Raw genomic sequence first — 24314 nt, 5'->3', positions numbered from 1 at the left:
CAGGGCGACAATCTTGTCGTAGCAGGCTCGTTCCGCTTCCTGGAACTCGGTCCAGACCTCGGCGATCTCGTTACGGCGGTCGAGGTTCTCGTCCGTCAGGTCGCCGTCCTCGCGCTACTTGTCGTCGTCGGCGATCTCGGCGCGGAAGTTCTGGGCATCGTTGCGCAGTTGCTCCAGCCTTGCCACCAGCGGGCGGATGTCGTTCGCGTACGTACCCAGTGCGCCCGCGATGACGGACAGGTCCGATGCGATCTCAAGTGCCTTGTCCTGGACCGGCCGCGTAGTGGCGAACAGCTGCTCCGCCTCCGGCGCCTTGTAGAAGGAGCGGAGGCCGCCGAAGGAGGTGTGGACGTCACCGGCGGCGGTGGATATCTTCACCCCCGCGCCGGACAGCGCCTTCACCTTCGCGTCGAGTACCACTGGGTCGCCGGTGAACTCCGGGACCTCGGCCGGGTCGACCGGTGCGTCGTTGCTCAACTCTCGTTCCCCCGCGGTCCTTAAGACAGGCTGATGACGCACCTGTCGAATGGATCATGTGTACGACATGACTATCAACTTGGTCGTCACGGGTGCAATCAGCAATCACGCCAGTCTCGACCTAACCTGGAATCATGACCGCCCGCGCGGTGACGCTGTTCCTCTGCGGCGACGTGATGCTCGGCCGTGGGGTTGATCAGGTGCTGCCGTACCCCGGGGACCCGGCCCTGCGGGAGGCGTACATCAGGGACGCCCGGGCCTACGTGGAGTTGGCCGAGGTGGCGAACGGGCCGATTCCGCGGCCCGTCGGGTTCGCGTGGCCGTGGGGGGACGCCCTGCGGGTGCTCGACGAGGCGGGCGGCGCCGGGGTGGACGTGCGGGTGGTGAACCTGGAGACGAGCGTCACGGGAGACGGGGTGTTCGCGGGCGGGAAGGAGGTGCACTACCGGATGCACCCGCAGAACCTGCCGTGCCTGGCCGCCGCACGGCCCGATGTGTGCGTGCTGGCCAACAACCACGTGCTGGACTTCGGCCGCCGGGGGCTGGAGGAGACCCTCGACGCCCTGGCCGGGGCGGGCCTGCGGGCCGCTGGTGCGGGGCGGAACGCGGAGGAGGCCCGGCGACCCGCGGTCGTCGAGCGGTCCGGTGGCGGGAGAGTTCTCGTCGTCGCCTTCGGGACGGAGTCCAGCGGCATCCCGCCCGGCTGGGCCGCCACCGAGGACCGGCCCGGTGTCGCCTTCGTGCCGGAGGTCACATACGAGGCCGCGGCCGACGTCATCCACCGCGTACGGACGGTCAAGCGGCCCGGTGACGTGGTGGTCGTCAGCGTCCACTGGGGCTCCAACTGGGGGTACGCCGTCGGGCGTGACCAGGTCCGGTTCGCGCACGCGCTGATCGACGGCGGCGTCGACGTCGTACACGGGCACTCCTCGCACCACCCCCGCCCCCTGGAGCTGTACCGGAACGGGCTCGTCCTCTACGGCTGCGGCGACTTCATCGACGACTACGAGGGCATCACCGGCTACGAGCACTACCGGGACGACCTCCGGCCGCTGTACCTGGTTTCCGTGGAGCCTGGATCCGTCGCACCGCCCGCCGTACGGATCGTGCCGATGCAGGCCCGCCGCATGCGCCTGCACCACGCCTCGCGCGAGGACCGCGAGTGGCTGCGGGGCACGCTGGACCGCGTCAGCCGTGGCTTCGGCGTACGCGTGGGCCTGGACGCGGATGGTGCGCTCGTCGTACGCTCCCGCTGAATTCCGCCAGCAGCCTGCCGACCCGGCAGGCTGTTTTTGTTTGCCCTGGAGGCTCCTGTGAAGCTCGGTCTGACCTGCCCCCGGTTCGTCTGGCCCGGTGGCGACGCCGCCATCGCGGCACGTTTCGCCGACGTCGCGCGCGGCGTAGAGGAGGCCGGACTCGACAGCTTCTGGGTGATGGACCACTTCTTCCAGATACCGAACTTCGGCGCCGCCGAGGACCCCATGCTGGAGGCCTACAGCGCCCTGTCGTACGCGGCCGCCCTCACCCACCGCGTCACCCTCGGGACGCTCGTCACGGGCGTGACGTACCGTCAGCCCAGCCTGCTGCTGAAGCAGGTGACCACTTTGGACGTCCTCTCCGGCGGGCGGGCCGTGCTCGGGATCGGGGCCGGGTTCCACGAGGAGGAGCACCGGGGGCTCGGATTCCGGCTGCCGCCGGTCGCCGAGCGGTTCGAGCGGCTGGAGGAGACGCTGCGGATCGCCAAACGGATGTGGGGCGACGGGGACGCCCCGTACGAAGGAAAGCACTACCGCCTGCAACGCACCCTCAACTCCCCGCAGGCCCTCTCCCGGCCCCACCCACCCATCCTCATCGGCGGCAGCGGCGAGCAGAAGACGCTGCGGCTGGTCGCCCGGTACGGCGACGCGTGCAACCTCTTCCACGGTGCCGACATCCCCCACAAGCTCGGAGTGCTGCGCGCGCACTGCGAGGCGGAAGGGCGGCCCTATGAGGCGATCGAGAAGACGCTCCATATGCGGGTGCCCGAGGGGCAGTCCCTAGGGGAGAGCGTCGAGCGGTGCGGGGAGCTCGCGGAGCAGGGCATCGAGCACGTCATCATCGCCATGCCGGATCCCTCGACCGACGTCTCCCTCCATCACTTGGGCGAGCTTGCGCGGCAGGTGCACGACACGAAATGAGGTGCGGACAGGTAGCGGCCGTTTCTATGCTGGTCGGCATGTCTACGCCCCGGATCTCCTAGCTCAGGACACACGCCCCACGCCACCCGTGTGTCCTTCTGCTTATCCGGAGCGTTAACCCATGATCACCGTTCGTGGTGCCGACGTGCGCGTCGGGGCCCGGCTGCTGCTGGCCGGCATCTCCTTCCACATCGCGCCCGGCGACCGTATCGGCCTGGTCGGCCGCAACGGCGCGGGCAAGTCCACCCTGATGAAGATCCTGGCGGGCCAGACGCGCCCCGCCGCCGGGGACGTCATCCGTACCGGGTCGGTCGGCCACCTCGCGCAGGACCCGCGCGCCGCCGATCCCGCCACCGCCGTCACCGACCGGATCCTGTCCGCGCGCGGGCTGGACCGAGCGGTGCACGACCTGCGTGCGGCGGAGGTCGCGGTGTCCGAGGCCGCCATGGCGGAGGCTGCAACGCCGCGCCTGGAGCGGGCCATGGCCGCCTACGCCCGCGCCGAGGCCGAGTTCCAGGCGCGTGGCGGGTACGCCGCCCAGGCCGAGGCCGCCCAGGTCGCCGCCGGGCTCGGGCTGCCCGGCCGGGTCCTGGACCAGCCGGTCGGTGAACTGTCCGGCGGGCAGCGGCGCCGGGTGGAGCTGGCCCGGATCCTGTTCTCCCGCCACGACACGCTGCTGCTCGACGAGCCGACCAACCACCTCGACGCCGACTCCGTCGGCTGGCTGCGCGGCTTCCTGGCCGGCTACCCGGGCGGGCTCGTCCTGATCAGCCACGACACCGACCTGCTCGCCGCCACCGTGAACCGGGTCTTCCACCTCGACCCGCACCGCCCCGCCCTCGACGTGCACAACACCGGCTGGCGGGCCTACCTCGCCCAGCGCACCGCCGACGAACGCCGCCGGGCCCGCGAGCGGGCCAACGCCGAGCGCAAGGCGGCCGCGCTGCGCACCCAGGCCGACCGGATGCGCGCGCACGTCGCCACCGCCACCGCCGCCAAGAACATGGCGCGCCGCGCCGACCGGATGCTGGCCGACCTGGAGCCGGCCCGCCGCACCGACAAGGTGGCCCGTATCCGGCTGCCCGAGCCGGCGCCCTGCGGCCGGATGCCGCTCGGCGCGGTGTCCCTGACCAAGGCGTACGGCACCCATCAGGTCCTCACCGGTGTGGACCTGGCCGTCGACCGGGGCAGCCGCCTGGTGATCCTCGGCCACAACGGCGCGGGCAAGTCCACGCTCATGAAGATCCTCGCCGGCCGGGAGGAACCCGACGGCGGGCGGGTCGTGCACGGACACGGGCTGCGCCTGGGCTACTTCGACCAGGAGCACGACACCCTGGACCCCGCCCGTACGGTCCGCGACAACCTCGCGGCCGCCGCCCCGCACCTGACGGACGGGGAGGTACGCCAGGTCCTCGGCGCGTTCCTGTTCGGCGGCGACGACGCCGACAAGCCGGCCGGCGTGCTGTCCGGCGGCGAGAAGACCCGGCTCGCCCTCGCCCGCCTGGTCCACTCGGGCGCCAACGTCCTTCTCCTGGACGAGCCGACGAACAACCTGGACCCGGCCTCCCGCGACGAGGTCCTCGCGGCCGTCTCCGCCTACCCGGGCGCCATCGTGATGGTCACCCACGACACCGGCGCCGTCGAGGCGCTCCGCCCCGAGCGGGTCCTGCTCCTCCCGGACGGCGACGAGGACCTGTGGAGCGCCGACTACGGCGATCTGATCGCCCTCGAGTGAGACGATCATGGCAACCTGGCCGGATGAAGACCATCGGACTGATCGGCGGCATGAGCTGGGAATCCAGCGCGGAGTACTACCGGCTTCTCAACGAGCTGGTACGTGAGCGCCTCGGCGGGCTGCACTCCGCCCGGTGCATCCTGCACTCCGTCGACTTCGCCGACATCGAGCGGCTCCAGGTCTCCGGCGAGTGGGAGCAGGCCGGGGAGGTCCTCGCCGAGGCCGGGCGGGGGCTGGCGGCCGCCGGGGCGGACCTGCTGCTGATCTGTACGAACACCATGCACAAGGTGGCCGGCCAGGTTCAGGACGCCGTGCCCGTGCCGTTGCTGCACCTGGGGGACGCGACCGCCGACGCCGTACGCGCGGCGGGCCTGAAGACGGTGGGGCTGCTGGGGACCGCGTTCACCATGGAGCAGGACTTCTACCGCGACCGGCTCGCCGGGCACGGGCTCACCGTCCTCGTTCCCGAGGCCGAGGGGCGGGCGGAGGTGCACCGGATCATCTACGAGGAGCTGTGCCTCGGCATCGTCGAGGACGACTCCCGCGCCGCCTACCAGCGGGTCATCGACCAGCTCGTGGCCGACGGGGCGGAGGGGGTCGTCCTCGGGTGCACCGAGATCGAGCTGCTGATCCGGCAGGAGCACAGCCCGGTGCCGGTCTTCCCCACCACCCGGCTGCACGCCGAGGCCGCCGTCACCGCCGCTCTGTCCCTTTGATCACGTGTGATCACATGGTCCCCTCCCGCCACTACATGGGCGACTGACCCTGTCCCGGAGTGATTTCGACCGGTAACGTCCTGTACCGGCAAGACTCAGGGGGAGACCGGGGGGTCGGAGTTGAGCGCTGTACGCACGCATGTCGTCAGGCCGGGGGAGCTCAACCAGCGGGAGACGGAGGCCTGGCGCGAACTGCGCGCCACGTCCGGCGCGCCCGCCAACCCGTTCATGGAGCCCGAGTTCACCCTCGCCGTCGCCCGGGTACGGCCGGCGGCCCGGGTCGCCGTCCTCCGGGAGGCCGGCGAGCCGGTCGGCTTCTTCCCGTACGAAACCACCCGCCTTGGACACGGCCGGGCCATCGGGCTCGGGGTGTCCGACTGCCAGGGGGCGGTGCTGAGGGCCGGACTGGACGTCAGCGCCCGCGAGTTGCTGCGCGGCTGCGGGCTCGCCGCCTGGGAGTTCGACAACCTGGAGGGCGGGCAGAGCACGTTCCTGCCCGACGCCGCCGAGGAGTCCGCCTCGCCCGTCATCGACGTGGGGGAGGGGTACGCGGCGTACGAAGCCGTCCTGCGCGCCCAGTCGCCCAAGTTCCTCAAGACCACCCTCGCCAAGGAGCGCCGCCTCGCCCGGCAGGCCGGCGGCACCCGCTTCGTGTTCGACGAGCGCGACCCCGCCGCGCTGCGCACGCTCATGGCGTGGAAGTCCGCCCAGTACCGCCGCACCGGCCGCCGCGACCGGTTCGCGCGGGAGTGGATCAGCACGCTGGTGCACGGCCTGCACACCACCCGCGCACCCGGCTGCTCCGGCGTCCTGTCCGTCCTGTACGTCGCCGGCCGGCCCGTCGCCGCGCACTTCGGGCTCCGCTCCCGCACCGTCCTGTCGTGCTGGTTCCCGGCGTACGACCCCGCCTACGCCACGTTCTCGCCGGGCCTGATCCTCCACCTCCGCATGGCCGAGGCGGCCGCGGCGGCGGGCATCGGGATGCTCGACCTGGGGCGGGGTGCCGCCGAGTACAAGGACGCCCTGAAGACCGGCGAACTGCGCGTGTACGAAGGCTCCTCCATACGCCCCGGGCTGCGGGCGGCCCTGTACTGGCTGAGCCGCGAGCCCGGCCGCCGCGCCCACCGGTACGTACGCAACCGGCCCCGGCTCGCCGGATACGCCCAGCAGACGCTCAACCGGGTCGGCCGACTGCGCCACGGCCGCTGAAGGAGTCCCTCATGGTCCCCATGGTCCCCGTGACCCCCACCGTCCCCATGCCTATCGCCGTCGCCGATCTGGATCTGGACGGGCTCGACGGGAAGGTCCTGTCCTTCCGGTGCGTCGACGACGACATGACCGGCGAGGTCCACGCCCTGGTACGGCTCCGGGGCCGCCCCATAGGCACCGTCCTCGGCCGCGTCCCACCCGGCGCCGACCCGGCCGCCACCCTCGCCGCGCTCGCCCGGGAGCGGCTGGCCGGCCACCGGAAGCCGCCGCCCGAGACGTACCGGGACCTGCCCCGTACGTCCGTCGTCGTCGCCACCCGAGACCGTGCCGGACAGCTCGCCCGCGCCCTGGGCTCGCTGCTCGACCAGGACCATCCCGACTACGAGATCGTCGTCGTCGACAACGCCCCCCGCACGGACGCCACCCGAGCACTCGTCGAGCGGAAATACCCCGGGATCCGGTACGTACGCGAGGACGTGCCCGGCCTCGCCACCGCCCACAACCGGGGCATCGCCGCCGCAGACGGCGCCGTCCTCGCCTTCACCGACGACGACGTGGTCGCCGACCCGCACTGGCTCACCGCCCTCACCGCGCCGTTCGCCGACGACCCGCGCATCGGCTGCGTCACCGGGCTGATCCTGCCCGCCCGGCTCCGCACGCCCGCCCAGATCCTCCTCGAAAGCCACGGCGGCTTCGCCAAGGGCTTCACGCCCCGCACCTGGGACCCGGCCCGCCCGCCCGCCGACCAGCCGCTCTTCCCCTTCACCGCCGGCAGCTTCGGCTCCGGCGCCAACATGGCGTTCCGCGCCACCGCCCTCAAGGGCGTGGGCGGCTTCGACCCGGCCACCGGCACCGGAACGCCCGCCAGGGGCGGCGACGACCTGTACGCCTTCGTGCGCGTCCTCGCCGCCGGGCACCGACTGCACTACACGCCCGACGCCCTCGTCCGCCACCACCACCGCGAAACCTGGCAGGACCTGCGCGACCAGGCGTACGGCTACGGCGCCGGCCTCACCGCGTACCTCACCGCCCTCGCCGTCCGCCACCCCGCCCTGCTGCCCGCGCTCCTCGCCCGCCTCCCGCGCGGCCTGGCCCACGCGCGCGTGATGACCGCCGCACGGGAAGCACGCGAAACCCAGCCCACCGGCGTACCGGGCGAACACGGCGCGCACAGCCACCCCTGGCCGCGCAGCCTCTCGCGGCTGGAGCGGCGCGGAATGCTGTACGGGCCGGTCGGCTACGCGCGGGCCCGCCTGCGCCACAGCAGAAGCGAGGCGAGATGAGAGCCCACGTACCCGTCCTGCTCTACCACGCCGTGATGGACGACCCGCCCGGCTGGATCGCCGAATTCACCGTCACGCCCCGCGACTTGGAGGCCCAGCTCGACGCCATCGTGGCGAGCGGCCGCACGCCCGTCCACCTCTCCGCGCTCGCCGCCCACCTGACCGGACGCGACACCCTCCCGCCCCGCCCCGTCGTCCTCACCTTCGACGACGGCTTCGCCGACCTGCCGGGCCCCACCGCCGAGGCGCTCGCCTCCCGCGACCTGCCCGCCACCGCGTACCTGACCACCGGGGCGATCACCCCCGGCCGGGCCTGCCTGCTGCCGCCCGCGCCGATGATGGCGCTCGCTGAGGCGCCGCTGCTGGAGCAGTACGGCATGGAGGTCGGCGCCCACACGGTCACCCACCCCCAGCTCGACACGCTGGCGCCCCGCGAGGTCCGGCGCGAACTGCGCGACGCCAAGGCGGTCCTGGAGGACGTCCTGGGCCACGAGGTGGCGCACCTGGCCTACCCGCACGGCTACAACAACCGCGCCGTGCGCCGGGCCGCGCTCGACGCCGGGTACGCGTCCGCCGTCGCCGTACGGCACGCGCTCAGCTCGGAGGCGGACGAGGCGTACCGCATCGCCCGGCTCATCGTGCGCCGTACGCACACCGTCGCCGACATCGAGGCCTGGATGGCGGGGCGGGGCGCGAGGACCGCGCCGTACCCGGACTCACCGGCGACGGTCGCCTGGCGGCTGTACCGGCGGGCGAGGGCGAGGCTGCGGGGGCCGGAGTTCGCGGGCTGAGGGTCACCGCACGCGGTTGTCCAGAGCGGTTGTCCACAGGAATCACCAAGAGCCGCCCAAATCCGAAGGACATTCCTATACTTCGCTGAAGCGGCCACATTCGTGGGGGGAGTGGCACAGTGCAGCAGCAGCAACGCGTGCCCGCGCCGGTCGCGGACGGGGCGGGCGGTGACGAGGCGACGGACGTCCGCTCCGGCGCGCCACCGCCCACCGGACGGCCCCGCTCCTGGCCCTGGCAGGCGGTTCTCACCTGGCTGCCGCTGCTGCTCGCCGCCGCCCTGTGGCTGTACGCGCTGCCGCGCATCGGCTTCCGCGACATCGGGGACTACGGGCTGCTGGACCGGTTCCCGGCCGCGTACTACGCGGCGCTCGCCGTGCTTACGGCCGGCTTCCTGGTCACGCTGCGGCGCGCCGGGACGGCGCCCTGGTGGCCGGCGACGTACTGCGTGGCGATGCTGGTGGCGCTCAAGGCGCCGCCCGCCGTGCTGTACGACAGCGTCCGGTACGCGTGGGCGGCCAAGCACGACGAGGTGATCACCCGGCTGCTGGCGGAGGGCACGGTCCACCCGTACACCGAGCTGTCGGGCGGGATGTCGGCGTACGACCAGTGGCCGGGGTTCTTCTCGCTCAACGCCGCGCTGGTACGGGTCTTCGGCGTGGACGCGGCCGCCTCGTACATCAACTGGGCGCCCGTCGCCCTCGGCGTCCTGACGCTGCCCGTCCTGATGCTGATCTACCGGACCTTCAGCGACGACTGGCGCCTGGTGTGGACCGGGGTGTGGATCTTCCAGCTCGCCAACTGGGTGGGCCAGGACTACCTCTCCCCGCAGGGCTTCTCCTACCTGCTGTACCTGACCGTCTTCGCCGTCGTCGTACGGCACTTCGTGCGGCCGGGGTCGGCCGGGCCGCTGCGCGACCGTGCGCGGCTCGACCCGGCGGCGGCCACCGTCCCGCCGCCGACCGGGACCCGGCAGCGCGCGGTGTGCGTGCTGATCATCGCCCCGCTGATCGCGACCATCAACGCCTCCCACCAGCTGACCCCCGTGATGCTGTGCGCCACACTGTTCGCGCTCTGCCTCACGCGCCGCTACCGCAACATCGGTCTGCTCGTCGTCACCGGCGTCATCATGATCGTTTGGGACCTGACGATGGGCCGGGTTCTGTTCCTGGAGACGCTGAGTACGCTGCGCGAGTCGGCCGGGGACCTGCTGAGCAACTCCCGCGCGGGATACGCCGGTGAGCCCACCGGACCCGGGCCCGAGCTGGTCGGCACCGCCAACATCCTCATGGTGCTGGCCCTCGCCGCCCTCGCCGGCACGGCGGTGGTGCTGCGCCGCAGGCTGGTCCGCAGCGCCCTGCCGCTGCTGCTGGCGGCCGCCGCGCCCGTACCGATGTTCGCCGTCAACGACTATGGCGGCGAAATGCTCTTCCGCGTCTACTTGTTCGGGCTGCCAGGTACGGCGTTCTTCGCGGCCGCCGCGCTGGTCCCGGCGGTCGGCGCGACCGGGCGGGCCTCCCGTGCCGCCCGGCGCGTGACGGCGGTGGCACTGCCCGTCGCGCTGACCGCCCTGCTGGCCGGGTTCCTGCCCTCGTACTACGGCAAGGAGGGCATGCACTACGCGCCGCCCGCCGAGGTGGCGCTGGTGAAGCGGGCGTACGACCGGGCTCCGGCGGGCTCGCTGATCCTGGCGACGACGGGGTCGTTCCCGGGCGCGTACACGCGCTACGACCAGTACGAGCGGTGGTTCTTCACCGAACAGGAAGTGCCCGAGAACCTGAAGATGCTCCGCGACCCGGCGGGCTACCTGGCGCGTGGCATACCAGAGGGGCGGCGGGCGTACGTGATCCTCACCCCGACACAGGAGGAGGCCGTCATCGGGGAGGGCTACCTGCCGCCCGGCGGCTTCGCCACCCTCACGGCCGACCTCAGGCGCTCGCCGCTCTTCCGCGTGGTGGAGGAGAGCGAGCACGGGCTCGTCCTCGAACACCGGCAGCGGTGACAGGGAGGTCGCCATGCAGTTCAACCGCACGCAGCTCAGAATCGGACTGGCGCTCTCCGGATGGCTCGCCCTCGGCGCCACCGTCCTGCCCGGTGGCTCACCACTGCGCTGGATCCCCGTCCTCGTGTTCGTGACCCTCGGGCCCGGGCTCGCGCTGCTCCACCCGCAGCCGGCGGGGCTCAGGCCGGGGGCCCGGCTGGAGGCCCTGGCGCTGGCCGCGCCGGTCAGCCTGTCGCTGGCCACACTCACCGCGACCTCGCTGTTCCTGGTGGAGGGGTTCTCCACGACCGCGTTCCTGGTGTCGCTGGCGGCCTTCGTCACGGTGGCCGCCGCCCTCCCGGGCGTCCCGCTCCCGGCGGCCACGCGCGGCGCCGCCGGACGTGCTCAACCCAGGGGAGACGGATGACCGGGCGGCACTCCAGTGGTTCGCGCAGGGGCACGTACACGGCGCTGGTGCTGGCCGTCGTCGGGGCGCTGCTCATCGGGATCGGGATATGGGCGGCCGCCGAACCCGACGACACCAAGGGGCTTCCGCGCAACGCCGCCTCCGGCGACGTACCGGAAGGCCCGTGCGCGCCGACCGCGTTACTGGAGCCCCCGTGCGGGGCCTGGTGGGGAGCCTATGTGCCGTACGCGGCCAACGGCTCCCTCAAGGACGCGGTCCTGACGTTCGAGCGGAAGATCGGCCGCAAGCTCGACCTCGTCTACAACTACCACGACATGTCGGGCACCGAGCTCGACGGCCGGCTCCTCACCCCCGACGAACAGGAACTCGGCCGCGACCGGCTGCTGATGCTGGCCTGGGAGTCCACCGTCTGGACCGAGCCCCATCACGCCAACTGGACCGAACGGCAGCTCGGCTGGAAGAACATCGCCTCCGGCGCCTACGACGAGGAGATCATCGACCCGCAGGCCCGCCGCATCAAGGCGTACGGCAAACGCGTCTTCTTCTCCTTCGACCAGGAGACCGACTTCCGCATCAAGGAAGGCGCGGGCACCCCGGCCGAGTTCGTCGCCGCCTGGCGCCACATCCACGACCGGTTCGAGGAGCTGGGCGTGGACAACGTGGTGTGGGTGTGGACGGTATCCGGGTATCTGGGCCACGCCGAGCAGATGAAGCGGCTGTACCCGGGCGACCGTTACGTCGACTGGATCGGCATGGACCAGTACAACTACTACCTCTGCCACAAGTCACCGAACTGGCTGGACTTCGACCGCAGTCAGCGCCCCTCCTACGACTGGCTGCGCGCGAACGTCTCCGACGACAAGCCCCTCATGCTGGCCGAGTTCGCCACCGCCCCCGACCCCCGGCAGCCGCAGCGCCAGCGCGACTGGTACGCGAAGATCCCCGAGGTCGCGCCGACCCTGCCCAGGGTGAAGGCGATGGTCCACTGGAACCGTCCGGTGCCGGGCGAGGGGTGCGACCTGACCGTCAACGACGGTCCCGGACTGGAGGGTTACCGCCTGGCCGGGCAGGCCGACTACTTCAAGCAGCCGGTCCCGCCCCGGTAGCGCCGGACGACGAGCGCCGACACGGCCGCCGCGCCGAACCCCGCCGACACGGGCAGCGCGGCCGCCGCGAAGGCGTCCTGCGCCGTCCACCCCGCCACCGCCAGCACCCACACGACGCCCGCCACCACCCGCCCGTCCACCCCGCCCGCCCGCAGTGCCACCGCCGCCAGGCCCAGGCACAGCACCTGGAGCACCGGCGGCAGCGCGCCCAGCACCCCGTCCGCCCCGTCCGGACCGCCCGGCGCCGGCAGCCCCGCCCACCCCGCCACCTCGGTGGCGAGCCGCGCCACCGCCGCAGCGCCCGGCCCGCCCACCGCCTCCGGCCGGACGCCCACCAGTGGCGGGGCCGAGTGCAGGGCGGCGACCGTCACCAGCAGGGCCGCGCCGATCAGGGCGGGACGCAGCCGTTCCAGCGAGACGGCCGCGCAGTACACGACGACCAGCAGGATCCCCGCCGTGACCGTGACCGGCGGCAGCACCTCCAGCAGCTCGGCGCCCGACAGGTGGTCCCGGCCGGCCTGACGCGCCCCCGCGAACGGCACCCAGAAGAGCCCGGCCGCCAGCCCCAGCAGCAGCCACAGCCACCGGGCGAGCCACCGCTCACCACCGCCGCCCCCGGCGGGCTCCGCCTCCCGTACGTACACCGGCAGCCCGAACGCGGGCGTCGCCGTATCGTGCCCGCTCCCCAGATGCCCGCCCCGCACGTACCCGCCCGCATACCCGTCCCGCGAATGCGCCCGCTCCGCCGCCTCGCGCGCCCAGCGCGTGCCGTACTCCGGCGCACGCGCCCGCCCACGCGCCCGCCTGCGCCACCCCACCGGACGGGGCCCCCGCCCCAGCAGCGCCCCGCGCAGCCCGGGCGCCGACACCAGGGCCATCACCACCATGGACAGCAGCATCGCCAGCCCCGCGCCCGCGATCCCGGCCGGGCTCATCAGCACGGCCGCGCTGCCCAGCACCAGCACGCACATCGCGCCCTGGACGGCGGCCAGCACGCCCGTGCGGCCCTGGACCCTGAGCACCCCGATGTACAGCTCCACCGCGACGCGCGGCAGGGCCGCCGCCGCCAGCAGCCGCAGCACGAGCGTGCCGTGCTCGGCGTACGCGGGCCCGAACGGCGCGAGGATCTGCGGGGCGAACACCACCAGCACCAGCACCACCGGCACCAGCAGCAGCGCCATCCGGCGCAGCGCGCCGCGCACGCCCTCGGCGAGCGAATCGGGGCTGTGCGAGGCGTGCGCGGTCAGGGAGGAGGCCATGTTGATGGCCATGAACTCCATGGTGCCGCCGACCGTGTACGCGGTGTAGAACCAGCCGTTGTGTGCGGCGTCGAAGCGGACCGCGACCATCACCGGCAGCAGGTTGATCATCGCCAGGCTGAACAGCGCGCCCACCGAATCCCCGGCGAGGAACCGTCCCATCTCCCGTGGCGTCGGCGGCTCACGGTGCCGGTCGGCGGCGGCCTGGCGCGGGATGAGCCGGCGGAAGACCAGCCAGCCCAGCGGCACGACGGACAGGGCGATGGCGACGGCCCACGAGACGAAGATCCCCAGCACGGGCAGCGCGGTCGCGAAGGCGACCAGCAGCAACAGCTTGGCCGCGGAGAAGACGGCGTTGCCCACCGGCACCCACACCGCCTTGCGCAGGCCCGTCAGCACCCCGTCCTGGAGGGTGAGCAGCGCCCACGCCACGCACGCGACCGTGAAGAACACACCGGCGCCCAGGCCGCGCAGCGGCGCGTACGAGGGCCCCCACAGGTCCAGCGTGAGCAGGAACGCCGTACTGGCCAGGCACACCACCAGTGAGCTGATGGCGTACGCGCGCCACACCAGCGGCCCCGTCGCCCGCCCGGCGCGCGGCACGTACCGGACCACCGCGCCGATCATGGTCGTGGCGGTGATCGAGGAGAGCAGCCGCATCGCGGCGATGGCGGCGGAGCCCTGCCCGACGGCCTCCTCGGTGTAGTAGCGGGCGGCGACCAGCCAGAAGCCGAGGCCGAGCGCGGCGGAGACTCCGGTGGAGAGCATCAGGGCGTAGGCGTTGCGGAACATCGAGTCGCCGCTGGGCCGTTCGCCGCCCGGCCGTGCGGCGGTGCTGTGCCGGACCGCCGTGTCAGTCACCGTGAGCGGGCGCGGGCCGGGCGCCCGAGGCGCGCAGGACGTCGAGGATCGTGTCCGCCCGCAGCGGGTTCGCGGGCAGCGCGTGCCGGGCGAACCAGCGGGCGGCCTCCGGCGCGGGCGAGGGGTCGGTGAAGGGGGCGCCCGCGTAGTCGTCCAGCGGCGGGTCGTACAGGTACCCGGTGGTCACGCGGGCCCGGGCGAGGGCGGCGATGGCCGCGTCCCGGTCGGCGACCAGCAGCGGGACGCGGAACAGCGGCTGGACGGGGCCCTGGTGCGGCGCCCAGGGCGAGGCGAGCAGCCTCTCCGTACCGGCGCGGTGGGCCGCCAGCGTCGCGTCCAGGCGTCCGAGGAGCCGCTGCGTACGCCGCAGCCGGGCCCGCCCGGGCGTGAGCCGGTAGTCGTGCATGTCGACCCGCACCCAGGGGTGGAAGGGTACGAGGCCGGGGGCGTCGCCCATCGCCGCCTTCAGCTCGCCGGGGCGCAGCGGCATCCGGATCTCCTCGCGCTCCGCCATGCCGAGCAGCCGCATCCCGGCCCGTGCGGCCTTCACCAGGCGCAGGCCTCGCACGGCGGCCTCGGCGTACGGCCGTGCGGCGTAGGCGAGTTCGGCGGCGAGCCGGGGCGGGTGCAGCAACTCGTCGCGGGCGCGGAGGAGTTCCGTACGCAGTGCCGGGTCCCGTACCGCGAGGAAGCCGCCGGTCTTGGCGCCCGTGTGCTTGGAGAGGCTGAAGACGGACGCGTCGCCGTACGTGCCGACGGGCCGGCCGCCGACCTCGCTGCCGATCGCGTGCGCCGCGTCCTCCAGCAGCGGGATGCCCAGCCGGCCGCATCGGGCCGCCAGTTCGGGGGCCGGGTCGGGGTTTCCGTACAGGTTGGTGGTCAGGACCGCCGACAGGCCGCGCCAGACGCCGTCGGGGACGGCGTCGACGTCGATCGACGCGTCCCCGGGCTTGAGCGGCGCCTGTACGGGGCGTAAACCGGCGGCGAGGACGACGAAGAAGATGACGTCGTCGTTGACGGGCGACATGAGCACCCGGCCGCCGGGCGGGCAGAAGTGGCGCAGTGCCACGTACAGCCCGAGCCGGCAGGACGGCACGTACAGGCACTCCCTGCCGAGGCGCCCGCGCATCAGCCCTTCCAGAGCCTCTTCCACAGCCGTGTGGACCATGTGACTCCCCCCTGAGCCCCGGGCCAATGTCGCCCCATCGGGACGACCCCGTCAAGAAGGCGCAGGGACGGGCGAAGGGCCCGTCCCTGGACGGAACGGGCCCTTCGGGAGCCTGCGGGAGGCGGCCGCACGGCCGGTCATTCGTCGAGGGTGAGACCCTTGCGAAGTTTGCCCAGCGTGCGGGAGAGCAGACGTGAGACATGCATCTGCGAGATGTTGAGCTCCTCGCCGATCTCCGACTGCGTGAGCCCGGCGACGAAGCGCAGGGAGAGGATCTTCCGGTCGCGCGCCGGGAGGGAGGCGATCAGCGGCTTGAGGGACTCGATGTACTCGATGCCTTCGAGCCCGTGGTCCTCGTAGCCGATACGGTCCGCCAGCGCGCCCTCGGTGTCGTCCTCCTCGGGCTGGGCGTCGAGCGAGCTGGCGGTGTACGCGTTGCTCGCCGCCATGCCCTCGACGACTTCCTCCTTGGTGATCCCGAGCTTCTCGGCGAGCTCGGCCACGGTGGGCGAGCGGTCGAGCTGCTGGGCCAGCTCGTCCCCGGCCTTGGCCAGGTCGAGGCGGAGTTCCTGGAGCCGGCGCGGGACGCGCACGGACCAGGAGGTGTCGCGGAAGAACCGCTTGATCTCTCCGACGATGGTTGGCATCGCGAAGGTGGGGAACTCGACCCCTCGGCTGAGTTCGAAGCGGTCGATGGCCTTGATGAGACCGATGGTGCCGACCTGGATGATGTCCTCCATCGGCTCGCTGCGGGAGCGGAACCGGGAGGCGGCGAACTTGACCAGAGCGAGGTTGAGTTCGACCAGCGTGTTGCGGACGTACGCGTACTCGTGCGTCCCTTCCTCAAGGCTTTCGAGGCGCGCGAAAAGCGTCTTGGACAGGGCCCTCGCGTCGAGCGGTTCGACTTCGTCGTACGGGGGGATGTCGGGCAGACCGAGCTCTTCGGTGACGAGCCGCTCGGGCTGCTCGAGGGTGTCGATCTGCTGGGGCGGAGTTGCCGACGCCGCGTGGGGGGTACGCGTTTCGTCGAGCCGGGGTGACATGGTCTCCTCCATCGTTCTCGGCATATGGCCGCCGATGCCCAAAGAGTGTGGCTGCGGTGTGCGGCGCCTCCAAAGCCGGCCGTGTTGGTTGTGTCCCTACTAGCCCTACCCGCTTCGCACGGATCGTTGCAAGTGTCAATTGTCCCATATGCCCGTCTTGTGGGTAAGTAATCGACGACCGACTACCGACCGCCGGGCAGAGGGCGTAGGGTTCTACCCGACTCAACGGCATCGGCGAAGAGGGACGGCATGGACCGCGGGACGGTCGGCAGCGCGAATCAGGGCCGACTCAAGGTCGGGGTCCGGACGGAAGGCCGCAGCGAGGTTGTCACGCCGGCGGGTGAGCTCGATCACCACACCGCCGAGCTGCTGCGCGAGCCGCTGGACGCCGCGCTGGAACAGGGCCGCACACGCCTGGTGATCGACTGCTCGCAGCTTGCGTTCTGCGACTCCACCGGGCTCAACGTGCTGCTCGGGGCCCGCCTGAAGGCGGAGGCCGCGGGCGGAGGGGTGCACCTCGCCGGGATGCAGCCCGTGGTGGCCAGGGTGTTCGAGATCACTGGCGCGGAGGCGGTTTTCACCGTCCATGCCTCGCTGGAAGCGGCGCTCGCCGACTGAACCGACAAAGCGGGTGTTGTCCCGGATCGGCCGGGCAGAAGAACCCCGCGGCAGCTGTACGGGGATGCTCCACACGCTCCGTGACAGCACAGTGGCTGCTCTGTGACGACGTAATGGCGACTTGGTGAATTCGGTGAGGTGAAGCGCTGATGGGTACCACCCAGCAGCATCCGCCGAGCGATCTCGGCCCCCAGCCCGACGGCTCATGCCTCGGTGCCGGTGCCTCGGTCCCGGCTGCCTCCGCCGTGTTCACCACGCCGGAGATGAGGTCCGACATGTCAGGTGCGGCGTCCGGGGCGAGTCCCGGGGCGACGCCCGCTGGGCGCCGGACGCGGCGGCTGTCGCTGGGCAGTGCCAGCGGGATCGTTCCGCTCGCCCGGGACTTCACCCGGCAGGCGCTCTACGACTGGGGCTGGCTCCCGGCGGCCACCGCCGACCGGCGGGCCGCCGCCGAGGACGTCCTGCTGGTGGTCTCCGAGCTCGTCACCAACGCGTGCCTGCACGCCGAGGGCCCCGAGGAGCTGCGCGTCTCGCTCGACGCGAAGGTGCTGCGGCTGGAGGTCGAGGACCGGGGTGCCGGCCAGCCCACGCCGCGCACCCCGCACCGGGCCGGGCGGCCGGGCGGGCACGGCATGTTCATCGTCCAGCGCCTCTGCCTGGACTGGGGGGTCGTCCGGTCCACGGGCATGCCCGGCAAGACGGTCTGGGCGGAACTCGCGGCACCCGCTTAGCGCCCGCGCGTTTTTCGCGGCAGTTGTGGAGCACGGCGATACGCCGTGCTCTTTGTCTTCCCTCCCCGAGGCCACGGGCGTACCTTGAGCGCCAATCTGATGAGCCGTCAGACATTGGGGTGATCTCGAGGTGTCGTACCAGAAGCGGACAACTCCGGCGCTGGCGGTGGCGGTCACGGGCGTGGCGGTCGCGGGCGCGATGGTGCTGACGGCCGCACCCGCCGCCCACGCCACCGTCGTGGACGTCGACTACGCGTGCCAGACGCCGATCGGGCCCAAGGGCGCCGTGTCGCCGATCGACATCACGAGCGTGAAGAGCGGCAGCGGCTACCGGCTCACCATGTCGTTCCGCAAGGGCGTCTCCTCCAGCCCCGTGGAGCTCGGCAAGGGCGCCATGAACCCGAGCGCGGTCATCGAGGTGGGCGGCGCCGACAAGGGGACGGTCAAGGTCTCGGGACCGGCGAACGCGACCGCGATCCCCGCCAACACCCCCATCAAGATCAGCGACTTGACGGGGACGTACACCCCGGGCAAGAGCGGCAAGGTCACCTTCACCGCCGGCGTACTGACCATCAAGGCCCTCGGTACGACGACGACGTGCACGCCCAAGAACAACCCGAAGCCGTCACTGGAACTGGACGTCACGGCGTCCGGGTCCGGAACGGCGCCCTCGACCGACGGCGAACTGCCCAGGACCGGACCGCTCGACTCGGCGGTCGCGCTCGGCACCCTCGGCGGCACGGTCCTGCTCACGGGCGCGGCCGGGGTGCTGTGGCTGACCCGCCGGACCCGCCGGGTGTGATGCCGTGCGCGCCCGTGCCGCGGCAGCCGTACTCACCGCCCTCGTGTGCGCCCTGATGCCGGCGCCGGCGGTGGGGGAGGGCCGGCCGTACATCTACCTGGAGGGGCCGCCCGGCACCGTGCTCGAAGACATGCTGTCGTTGACCAACCCGGGTACGCGACCGCTCACGCTGCGGCTGCGCGCCACCGCCCCCTGGGTCACCTTCGCCGCGAACCCGGTCACCGTGCCGCCCCGCACCCGGGCCGACGTGCCCTTCTCCGTCACCGTCCCACCGGACGCCCCGCCCGGCGACCACGCGGGCGCCCTGCTCGCGGGGGACGACGTGACCGTGCCGGTACGGCTGCGGGTGGGCGGCCCGCGACTGGCGGCGCTCACCGTCGAGTCCGTCCGGATCAGGGGCGGCGCCATCCACTACGCGCTGGTCAACCGGGGCAACACCGTGCTGGCGCCGCGACTCGCGGTGCGGGCGGAGGGCCTGTTCGGCGAGGTGCTGCGCCGTCCGGAGCGCCCGCTGCGGCTGGAGCTGGGACCGGGCCGGCGGGTGGAGCTCACCGAACCGTGGCCCGACCGGGACCGCCCCGCCGTGGACCGCGTCACCGTCCGGCTGGACGCCACCGCCGGGGACGGCGCGCGGGCGGGGGCGGAGGCGACGAGGACGTTCGGCACGGGGTGGGCGGGCGCTGTGGGCCTGGCGGCGGCGGTGGCGGCGGGCGCGGGGACGTGGTGGGTACGGCGCCGACGGCGCGGGGCGAGGGGAGCGGAAGCGTGAGGGCGTACCGGTGGGTGGCGGGGGCCGTGCTGGTGGCGTGCGTGCTCGTCGGGCTCCCCGCGCCGGGCGGCGCCGCCGCGGAGAACCGCCCCGAGGTCACGCTCTCCCGCACGGAGGCGGCCAAGGGCGCCGAGATCACGGTGGAGGGGACCGGCTGGCGCCCCAAGGCGCTGCTGATGCTCCTGGTGTGCGGCGAGAAGATGGCCAGGGGTACGAACTCGTGCGCCAACGCCGCCGGGCGCGCCGTCACCACCGACGCGAGCGGCGCGTTCACGAAGAGGCTCCCGGTCGCCGCGCCGCCGAGGCCCTGCCCGTGCGTGGTCCATGTGGCGACCGTCACCGGTGACCGGGCGGCCGTCGACGCCCCGCTGACGATCACCGGCCACCCGGTCGCCCCCCTGCCGGAACCGTCCGGCGACGGGCGGCTCGCCGTGCTGGCGTCCACCCGCCTCGAAGGGTCGAGCGGCGTCCTCGTCTGGTTCGGCGCCCCGGCCCGGCGCCGGCTCGTCCTCACCGTCGGCAACCTGGGTACGGCACCGGTCAAGGACCCCGTCTTCCAGGTCGGCACCGCGCACGGCGTGTACGCCCCGCAGTGGGAGGAGCGGCAGTGGCGCGGCACCGTCCAGCCGGGCCGTAAGGCGCTGGTGGAACTGCCGGTCCAGCTGGCGGCGGGCGCGCACGGCGACTACCAGGTCTCGGTCAAGTACGGCGGCAAGGTCCTGGCCGAGCAGCCGTGGCGGGTGGGGCGGCCGTGGGGCGTGACGCTCTTCTGGGTGCTGCTGGCCGTGGTCGTACCGGCCGCGCTGTTCCGCACCGGCATGGCGGTCGTGGACCGCGTACGCCCGAAAAGCCGTCCGAGCCGTCCGAGCCGTCCGAGCCGTCCGAGCCGTCCGAGTCGTCCCCACCCCACCCGCACGGTGAGCCTGCCCTGGTTCGCCCCGGACTCCGCACCGTCAGAGAACCGACCCACGACGAAGGGACATTCGTGAGCACGCAACGGAGGATGAGCGCGGCCGGAGTCGCGCTGATGCTCGGCGGCGCGGGGATCCTGCTGGCCGCGGGACCCGCCCAGGCGGCCGAGGTGTCGTACGCGACCGAGTGCATCCCGCCGCCCATCTCGGGCCTGCCACCGGTGCAGGGCACCACCAAGGTGCAGATCACCGCGCCGGCGGAGGCGAAGGTCGGCGACGAGGTGGAGGTGGTGTGGAAGACGGTCGAGGCCGCGTCCAAGAACCCGGACGTCCTGGACCTGGAGAAGGACACCGTCAAGCCGACCGGCACGCTCAAGGTCACGGGCGCGCAGACCGCCGACCTGGCGATGGAGGGCCCGCGGCAGAACCCGCCGATCCCCAAGAACAGCCCGATGGTGCTGCCCGACATGAAGGGCAAGCTGAAGCTCACGGCGGCGGGTGAGATCACACTGACGCCGGGCGCGTACACCATCAACGTCTCCAAGCCGCTGTCCACGGACACCAAGTGCACGCCGAAGGAGACGGTCCAGCCGGCCGCGACGATCAAGGTCACGGAGGGCGGCGGGGGTACGACGGGCGGCACGACGACGTCCGGCGGTACGACGACCTCTGGCGGTACCTCCGGATCCGGCGGCACGGACTCGGGCGGCACGACCGGCTCGGGCGGGACGACGAGCAGTGGCGGGTCCACCACGGGCGGCACGAGCGGCTCAGGCGGTACGAGCAGTTCCGGCGGAACGAGCGGTGGCGGTGGCGGGCAGACCGACTTCGAGGGCAAGGAGGTCTCCGTCGCGTACGCCTGCAAGACCCCCATCGGCGACAAGAACGCGACCTCCCCGGTGAAGATCAACGCCAAGCGGAACGCCGGGAACTTCGACCTCACCGTGAAGTTCTCCAAGTCCGTGATGGACAGCCCCGCAGACATCCCGAAGGACTCGGTCAAGCCGTCCATGGAGGTCAAGCTCGGCGGCGCGGACAAGGGCTTCGTCCATGTCGAGGGCCCCACCAACAAGGAGCCGATCAAGGCGGGCCAGCCGATCGAGATCCCCGACCTCACCGGCACGTACAAGCCCGGCGCCACCGGCAAGGCGACGCTCAGCCCCGGCGTCCTCACGGTCAAGGCGCTCGGTACGACGACGACCTGCACCCCGCCCGCGAACGTGCCGGTCTCCCTGGAGCTGGACACCTCCGCCCAGCCGGGCGGCGCCTCGGGCGGTACGGCAGGCTCGGGTGGCTCCACCGGAGGCGGCGGCACCTCCGGAACCACCGGCGGGTCCACCACCGGCGGGTCCGCCTCCGGTGGCGGCCTCGCCGACACGGGCGCCGAGGACGCGGGCGCCCTGCGCGCCCTGGCCCTGGTCGCCGGCACGGTGATCCTGCTGGGCGGCGCGGTGTTCACGTTCACGCCCTGGCGGCTGCTCAAGCGCTGACACGTCCCGCGAAACGGCGAAGGGCCGCCGCACCGAACCCGGTGCGGCGGCCCTTCCCACGCGCGTACGCGTCAGTGCACGTTGCCCATCATCGTCTGGACCTTCTTGCGGTACATGTACACCGCCAGACCGGCCACGGCCGCCAGCGAGGCCTCCATGGCGATGATCCCGGTCCCGTTGAGGTCGACACCCGCCAGGGACAGCAGACCCGTGGTGCAGTCGCCCGCGGTGACCGCGAGGAACCAGACGCCCATCATCTGCGAGGCGTACTTCTGCGGCGCCATCTTGGTGGTCACCGACAGGCCGACCGGGGAGAGGCACAGCTCACCGATGGTCTGGATCATGTAGATCGAGACCAGCCACATCGGCGACACCTTGGTGCCGTCACCCGCCATCCCCATCGGAACGATGAAGACGAAGAACGACGCGCCGACGAGGACCAGGCCCATCGCGAACTTCACGATGGTGTTGGGCTCCTGGTTCTTGCGCGCCAGCCACAGCCACAGCCAGGCGAAGACCGGGGCCAGCGCCATGACGAACAGCGGGTTCAGGGACTGGTACCAGGTGGCCGAGAAGTCGAACCCGAAGACGCTGCCGGCGGTCTTGTCGTCGGCGAACAGGGACAGCGTCGAGCCGCCCTGGTCGTAGATCATCCAGAAGACGGCGGCGGCCACGAAGAACCAGATGTAGCCGTTCATCTTCGACTGCTCGCCCGCCGACAGCTCCTTGTCGCGCTTGATGCGCACCAGGACCGCGACCGGGATGACCAGACCGGCGAGGGTCAGCGGCACCAGCGCCCAGTTCAGCGTGTACGCGCCCAGGGCGACGACGGCACCGTAGAACACGGCGACGGCCACCACCGCGCCCGTGACCTTGAGCAGGACCGCGCGGCGCTCCTCGGGGCTCAGCGGGTTCGGGACGAGGCTGCTCTTCGGGCTCAGGTGGCGCGTACCGAGCAGGAACTGGAGCAGGCCCAGGCCCATGCCGACCGCGGCGAGCGCGAAGCCGATGTGCCAGTTGATCTCCTTGCCCACCGTGCCGATGACGAGCGGGGCGACGAAGGCGCCGAGGTTGATGCCGATGTAGAAGATCGTGAAGCCACCGTCACGGCGCGGGTCCTCGGGCCCGTCGTAGAGGTGGCCGACCATCGTGGAGATGTTGGCCTTCAGCAGACCGGAACCGGCCGCGACCAGGATCAGGCCGAGGAAGAAGACCGCCTGGCCGGGCAGCGCCAGGCACAGGTGGCCGAGCATGATCACGGCGCCGGCGACGGCGACCGTCTTGCGGGCGCCCCAGACGCGGTCACCGAACCAGCCGCCCGGCATGGCCATCAGGTAGACCATCGACACGTAGACGGAGTAGATGGCCGTGGCCGTGGCCGCGGTCATCGCGAGGCCGCCGCCCTGGCTGCCGGTCGCGGCGTCGGCGCCGCCCGAGACCAGGTAGTACACGAGGAGGGCGCGCATGCCGTAGTAGCTGAAGCGCTCCCACATCTCCGTCAGGAAGAGAGTGGCCAGGCCGCGGGGGTGGCCGAAGAAGGCTGTGTCGCCGCCGGTGATGTGGGGCGAGTCCTTCGTCAGGCTGGACGCCATGGGTCGATCCTTGCTTGCTCGGGACGCGCTGCGCTTCGTGAGCGGTCACGCGCCCGGTGGGGGGCGGCCGGCACCGGCACGGATTCCGATCGCACCCCACGCCCGAACAGGGGTTCGCCCCCGTGTCGTGCACGGGGGCGAGGGATCGGACCGCACCGGGATCCACGCCCCGGACATGTCATCACGGCACGGGGCCCGGCCCACAGGTCATTCACTGTCTCAAGGCTGGCAGAACCGGCCTTGCGCAGAAAGGGAACTTTGGCGCTGTTGACGGTCCAAAGGTCCCGGATAGTGCATCAGGCGTCTCGCCACCATACGACACGACAGTGCGGCATATGGAAGGACTTGAGAGATGGATCACAGGTGTTCGCGGAACCAGTGAAGCTGCTTTGAAGGTGTTACCCGGGATGGACCCCATATTCGCAGGCCCTGTTGATCAACGTGCGATCCCCCGGCGGGGCGTGTCGGGCGCGGACTACCATCACCCCATGACCCGTGTACTGCTCGCCGAGGACGACGCATCCATCTCGGAACCGCTGGCCCGCGCCCTGCGGCGGGAGGGTTACGAGGTCGAGGTACGGGAGGACGGGCCGGGCGCGCTCGACGCCGGACTGCAGGGCCACGTCGACCTGGTCGTACTGGACCTCGGACTGCCCGGGATGGACGGGCTCGAAGTGGCCCGGCGGCTGCGTTCCGAGGGCCTCACGGTGCCCATCCTGGTCCTGACGGCCCGCGCCGACGAGGTCGACACCGTTGTCGGGCTCGACGCGGGCGCCGACGACTACGTCACCAAGCCGTTCCGCCTCGCCGAGCTGCTCGCCCGCGTCCGGGCCCTGCTGCGGCGCGGCGCCAGCGAGCCCGCCCCGGCCCCCGCGACCCACGGCGTACGCATCGACGTCGAGTCGCACCGGGCGTGGATGGGCGACGAGGAGCTCCAGCTCACCGCCAAGGAATTCGACCTGCTGCGCGTCCTCGTCCGTGACGCCGGCCGCGTCGTCACCCGCGACCAGCTGATGCGCGAGGTGTGGGACACCACCTGGTGGTCCTCCACCAAGACCCTCGACATGCACATCTCCTGGCTCCGCAAGAAGCTCGGCGACGACGCCGCCAACCCCCGCTACATCGCCACGGTCCGGGGCGTGGGCTTCCGCTTCGAAAAGAGCTAGGTAC

Annotated in this window: 22 protein-coding genes; 17 read left to right on the top strand and 5 right to left on the bottom strand. The window is 72.3% G+C overall.

Features of this window, described 5'->3' with window-relative positions:
- Nucleotides 1–114: 114 nt before the first annotated feature.
- Complete coding sequence (locus tag BKD26_RS17690; protein ID WP_084898996.1) at nucleotides 115–477, bottom strand: hypothetical protein; 363 nt, start codon at nucleotides 475–477, stop codon at nucleotides 115–117.
- A 134-nt stretch (nucleotides 478–611) separates the two neighbouring features.
- On the opposite strand from BKD26_RS17690, the gene BKD26_RS17685 reads away from it, so the two are divergent.
- The 10 genes from BKD26_RS17685 to BKD26_RS17640 all read left to right on the top strand — a co-directional run bounded on the left by BKD26_RS17685 (nucleotide 612) and on the right by BKD26_RS17640 (nucleotide 11900).
- Entirely contained in the window at nucleotides 612–1733 is a 1122-nt protein-coding gene (locus tag BKD26_RS17685; protein WP_084898994.1) for a CapA family protein, read from the top strand.
- A gap of 57 nt (nucleotides 1734–1790) precedes the next feature.
- Nucleotides 1791–2654 (top strand): LLM class F420-dependent oxidoreductase, encoded by an 864-nt coding sequence (locus BKD26_RS17680; protein WP_084898993.1) that lies wholly within the window; start codon nucleotides 1791–1793, stop codon nucleotides 2652–2654.
- Nucleotides 2655–2775: 121 nt separating this feature from the next.
- Complete coding sequence (locus BKD26_RS17675) at nucleotides 2776–4389, top strand: ABC-F family ATP-binding cassette domain-containing protein (RefSeq protein ID WP_084898992.1); 1614 nt, start codon at nucleotides 2776–2778, stop codon at nucleotides 4387–4389.
- A 23-nt stretch (nucleotides 4390–4412) separates the two neighbouring features.
- Nucleotides 4413–5105, top strand: coding sequence for an aspartate/glutamate racemase family protein (locus BKD26_RS17670; RefSeq protein ID WP_084898990.1), 693 nt, complete (start codon nucleotides 4413–4415; stop codon nucleotides 5103–5105).
- Nucleotides 5106–5225: 120 nt separating this feature from the next.
- Complete coding sequence (locus BKD26_RS17665) at nucleotides 5226–6314, top strand: GNAT family N-acetyltransferase (protein ID WP_084898989.1); 1089 nt, start codon at nucleotides 5226–5228, stop codon at nucleotides 6312–6314.
- A gap of 11 nt (nucleotides 6315–6325) precedes the next feature.
- A complete protein-coding gene (locus tag BKD26_RS17660) occupies nucleotides 6326–7597 on the top strand; it encodes a glycosyltransferase (RefSeq protein WP_084898987.1) in 1272 nt (423 codons plus the stop codon).
- A complete protein-coding gene (locus BKD26_RS17655; RefSeq protein ID WP_084898986.1) occupies nucleotides 7594–8388 on the top strand; it encodes a polysaccharide deacetylase family protein in 795 nt (264 codons plus the stop codon). The genes BKD26_RS17660 and BKD26_RS17655 overlap by 4 nt, the downstream gene beginning before the upstream one ends.
- Nucleotides 8389–8507: 119 nt before the next feature.
- Complete coding sequence (locus BKD26_RS17650; RefSeq protein ID WP_241518707.1) at nucleotides 8508–10388, top strand: hypothetical protein; 1881 nt, start codon at nucleotides 8508–8510, stop codon at nucleotides 10386–10388.
- Between the two features lie 13 nt (nucleotides 10389–10401).
- The gene (locus BKD26_RS17645) at nucleotides 10402–10794 is read left to right on the top strand and encodes a hypothetical protein (protein ID WP_084898984.1); all 393 of its coding nucleotides are present in this window, start codon (nucleotides 10402–10404) and stop codon (nucleotides 10792–10794) included.
- Nucleotides 10791–11900 (top strand): glycosyl hydrolase, encoded by a 1110-nt coding sequence (locus BKD26_RS17640; RefSeq protein WP_179166574.1) that lies wholly within the window; start codon nucleotides 10791–10793, stop codon nucleotides 11898–11900. Before BKD26_RS17645 ends, BKD26_RS17640 begins: the two co-directional genes overlap by 4 nt.
- On the opposite strand, the gene BKD26_RS17635 is transcribed toward BKD26_RS17640, so the two are convergent.
- The 3 genes from BKD26_RS17635 to BKD26_RS17625 all read right to left on the bottom strand — a co-directional run bounded on the left by BKD26_RS17635 (nucleotide 11870) and on the right by BKD26_RS17625 (nucleotide 16231).
- Nucleotides 11870–13951, bottom strand: coding sequence for a hypothetical protein (locus BKD26_RS17635; RefSeq protein WP_084899329.1), 2082 nt, complete (start codon nucleotides 13949–13951; stop codon nucleotides 11870–11872). The genes BKD26_RS17640 and BKD26_RS17635 overlap by 31 nt on opposite strands.
- Before the next feature lie 61 nt (nucleotides 13952–14012).
- Nucleotides 14013–15149: a DegT/DnrJ/EryC1/StrS family aminotransferase gene (locus BKD26_RS17630; RefSeq protein ID WP_084899324.1), complete on the bottom strand. Its 1137-nt coding sequence runs from the start codon at nucleotides 15147–15149 to the stop codon at nucleotides 14013–14015.
- Nucleotides 15150–15325: 176 nt separating this feature from the next.
- A complete protein-coding gene (locus tag BKD26_RS17625) occupies nucleotides 15326–16231 on the bottom strand; it encodes an RNA polymerase sigma factor SigF (protein ID WP_084898983.1) in 906 nt (301 codons plus the stop codon).
- Between the two features lie 249 nt (nucleotides 16232–16480).
- On the opposite strand from BKD26_RS17625, the gene BKD26_RS17620 reads away from it, so the two are divergent.
- The 6 genes from BKD26_RS17620 (at nucleotide 16481) to BKD26_RS17595 (ending at nucleotide 21552) form a co-directional block, all read left to right on the top strand.
- Nucleotides 16481–16849, top strand: coding sequence for an STAS domain-containing protein (locus BKD26_RS17620; protein WP_084898982.1), 369 nt, complete (start codon nucleotides 16481–16483; stop codon nucleotides 16847–16849).
- Between the two features lie 149 nt (nucleotides 16850–16998).
- Complete coding sequence (locus BKD26_RS17615) at nucleotides 16999–17580, top strand: ATP-binding protein (RefSeq protein ID WP_084898980.1); 582 nt, start codon at nucleotides 16999–17001, stop codon at nucleotides 17578–17580.
- A gap of 130 nt (nucleotides 17581–17710) precedes the next feature.
- Nucleotides 17711–18382 (top strand): peptidase, encoded by a 672-nt coding sequence (locus BKD26_RS17610; RefSeq protein WP_084898979.1) that lies wholly within the window; start codon nucleotides 17711–17713, stop codon nucleotides 18380–18382.
- Between the two features lie 55 nt (nucleotides 18383–18437).
- Nucleotides 18438–19151, top strand: a complete 714-nt coding sequence (locus BKD26_RS17605; protein WP_084899322.1) for a hypothetical protein — start codon at nucleotides 18438–18440, stop codon at nucleotides 19149–19151.
- Between the two features lie 29 nt (nucleotides 19152–19180).
- A complete protein-coding gene (locus BKD26_RS17600) occupies nucleotides 19181–20140 on the top strand; it encodes a neocarzinostatin apoprotein domain-containing protein (protein ID WP_241518725.1) in 960 nt (319 codons plus the stop codon).
- A gap of 14 nt (nucleotides 20141–20154) precedes the next feature.
- Nucleotides 20155–21552, top strand: a complete 1398-nt coding sequence (locus BKD26_RS17595) for a hypothetical protein (protein WP_084898976.1) — start codon at nucleotides 20155–20157, stop codon at nucleotides 21550–21552.
- Between the two features lie 71 nt (nucleotides 21553–21623).
- On the opposite strand, the gene BKD26_RS17590 is transcribed toward BKD26_RS17595, so the two are convergent.
- Complete coding sequence (locus BKD26_RS17590; RefSeq protein WP_084898974.1) at nucleotides 21624–23144, bottom strand: oligopeptide:H+ symporter; 1521 nt, start codon at nucleotides 23142–23144, stop codon at nucleotides 21624–21626.
- 488 nt (nucleotides 23145–23632) lie between these two features.
- Between BKD26_RS17590 and BKD26_RS17585 the strand changes: the two genes are divergently transcribed.
- Nucleotides 23633–24310: a response regulator transcription factor gene (locus BKD26_RS17585; protein ID WP_084898972.1), complete on the top strand. Its 678-nt coding sequence runs from the start codon at nucleotides 23633–23635 to the stop codon at nucleotides 24308–24310.
- The last annotated feature ends 4 nt before the right edge of the window (nucleotides 24311–24314 follow it).

Source organism: Streptomyces sp. CB03238 (assembly GCF_002099185.1).
Lineage (GTDB): Bacteria > Actinomycetota > Actinomycetes > Streptomycetales > Streptomycetaceae > Streptomyces.
The sequence above is the reverse complement of the archived record's forward strand: the minus strand, read 5'-3'. Positions and strand labels throughout refer to the sequence as shown.

Bases quoted from the DNA above. Each gene is read 5' to 3' on its own strand.
- BKD26_RS17685 (WP_084898994.1), top strand. From the start codon at position 612: ATGACCGCCCGCGCGGTGACGCTGTTCCTCTGCGGCGACGTGATGCTC.
- BKD26_RS17675 (WP_084898992.1), top strand. From the start codon at position 2,776: ATGATCACCGTTCGTGGTGCCGACGTGCGCGTCGGGGCCCGGCTGCTG.
- BKD26_RS17670 (WP_084898990.1), top strand. From the start codon at position 4,413: ATGAAGACCATCGGACTGATCGGCGGCATGAGCTGGGAATCCAGCGCG.
- BKD26_RS17660 (WP_084898987.1), top strand. From the start codon at position 6,326: ATGGTCCCCATGGTCCCCGTGACCCCCACCGTCCCCATGCCTATCGCC.
- BKD26_RS17655 (WP_084898986.1), top strand. From the start codon at position 7,594: ATGAGAGCCCACGTACCCGTCCTGCTCTACCACGCCGTGATGGACGAC.
- BKD26_RS17645 (WP_084898984.1), top strand. From the start codon at position 10,402: ATGCAGTTCAACCGCACGCAGCTCAGAATCGGACTGGCGCTCTCCGGA.
- BKD26_RS17640 (WP_179166574.1), top strand. From the start codon at position 10,791: ATGACCGGGCGGCACTCCAGTGGTTCGCGCAGGGGCACGTACACGGCG.
- BKD26_RS17635 (WP_084899329.1), bottom strand. From the start codon at position 13,951: ATGTTCCGCAACGCCTACGCCCTGATGCTCTCCACCGGAGTCTCCGCC.
- BKD26_RS17630 (WP_084899324.1), bottom strand. From the start codon at position 15,149: ATGCGCGGGCGCCTCGGCAGGGAGTGCCTGTACGTGCCGTCCTGCCGG.
- BKD26_RS17625 (WP_084898983.1), bottom strand. From the start codon at position 16,231: ATGTCACCCCGGCTCGACGAAACGCGTACCCCCCACGCGGCGTCGGCA.
- BKD26_RS17620 (WP_084898982.1), top strand. From the start codon at position 16,481: ATGGACCGCGGGACGGTCGGCAGCGCGAATCAGGGCCGACTCAAGGTC.
- BKD26_RS17615 (WP_084898980.1), top strand. From the start codon at position 16,999: ATGGGTACCACCCAGCAGCATCCGCCGAGCGATCTCGGCCCCCAGCCC.
- BKD26_RS17605 (WP_084899322.1), top strand. From the start codon at position 18,438: ATGCCGGCGCCGGCGGTGGGGGAGGGCCGGCCGTACATCTACCTGGAG.
- BKD26_RS17595 (WP_084898976.1), top strand. From the start codon at position 20,155: ATGAGCGCGGCCGGAGTCGCGCTGATGCTCGGCGGCGCGGGGATCCTG.
- BKD26_RS17590 (WP_084898974.1), bottom strand. From the start codon at position 23,144: ATGGCGTCCAGCCTGACGAAGGACTCGCCCCACATCACCGGCGGCGAC.
- BKD26_RS17585 (WP_084898972.1), top strand. From the start codon at position 23,633: ATGACCCGTGTACTGCTCGCCGAGGACGACGCATCCATCTCGGAACCG.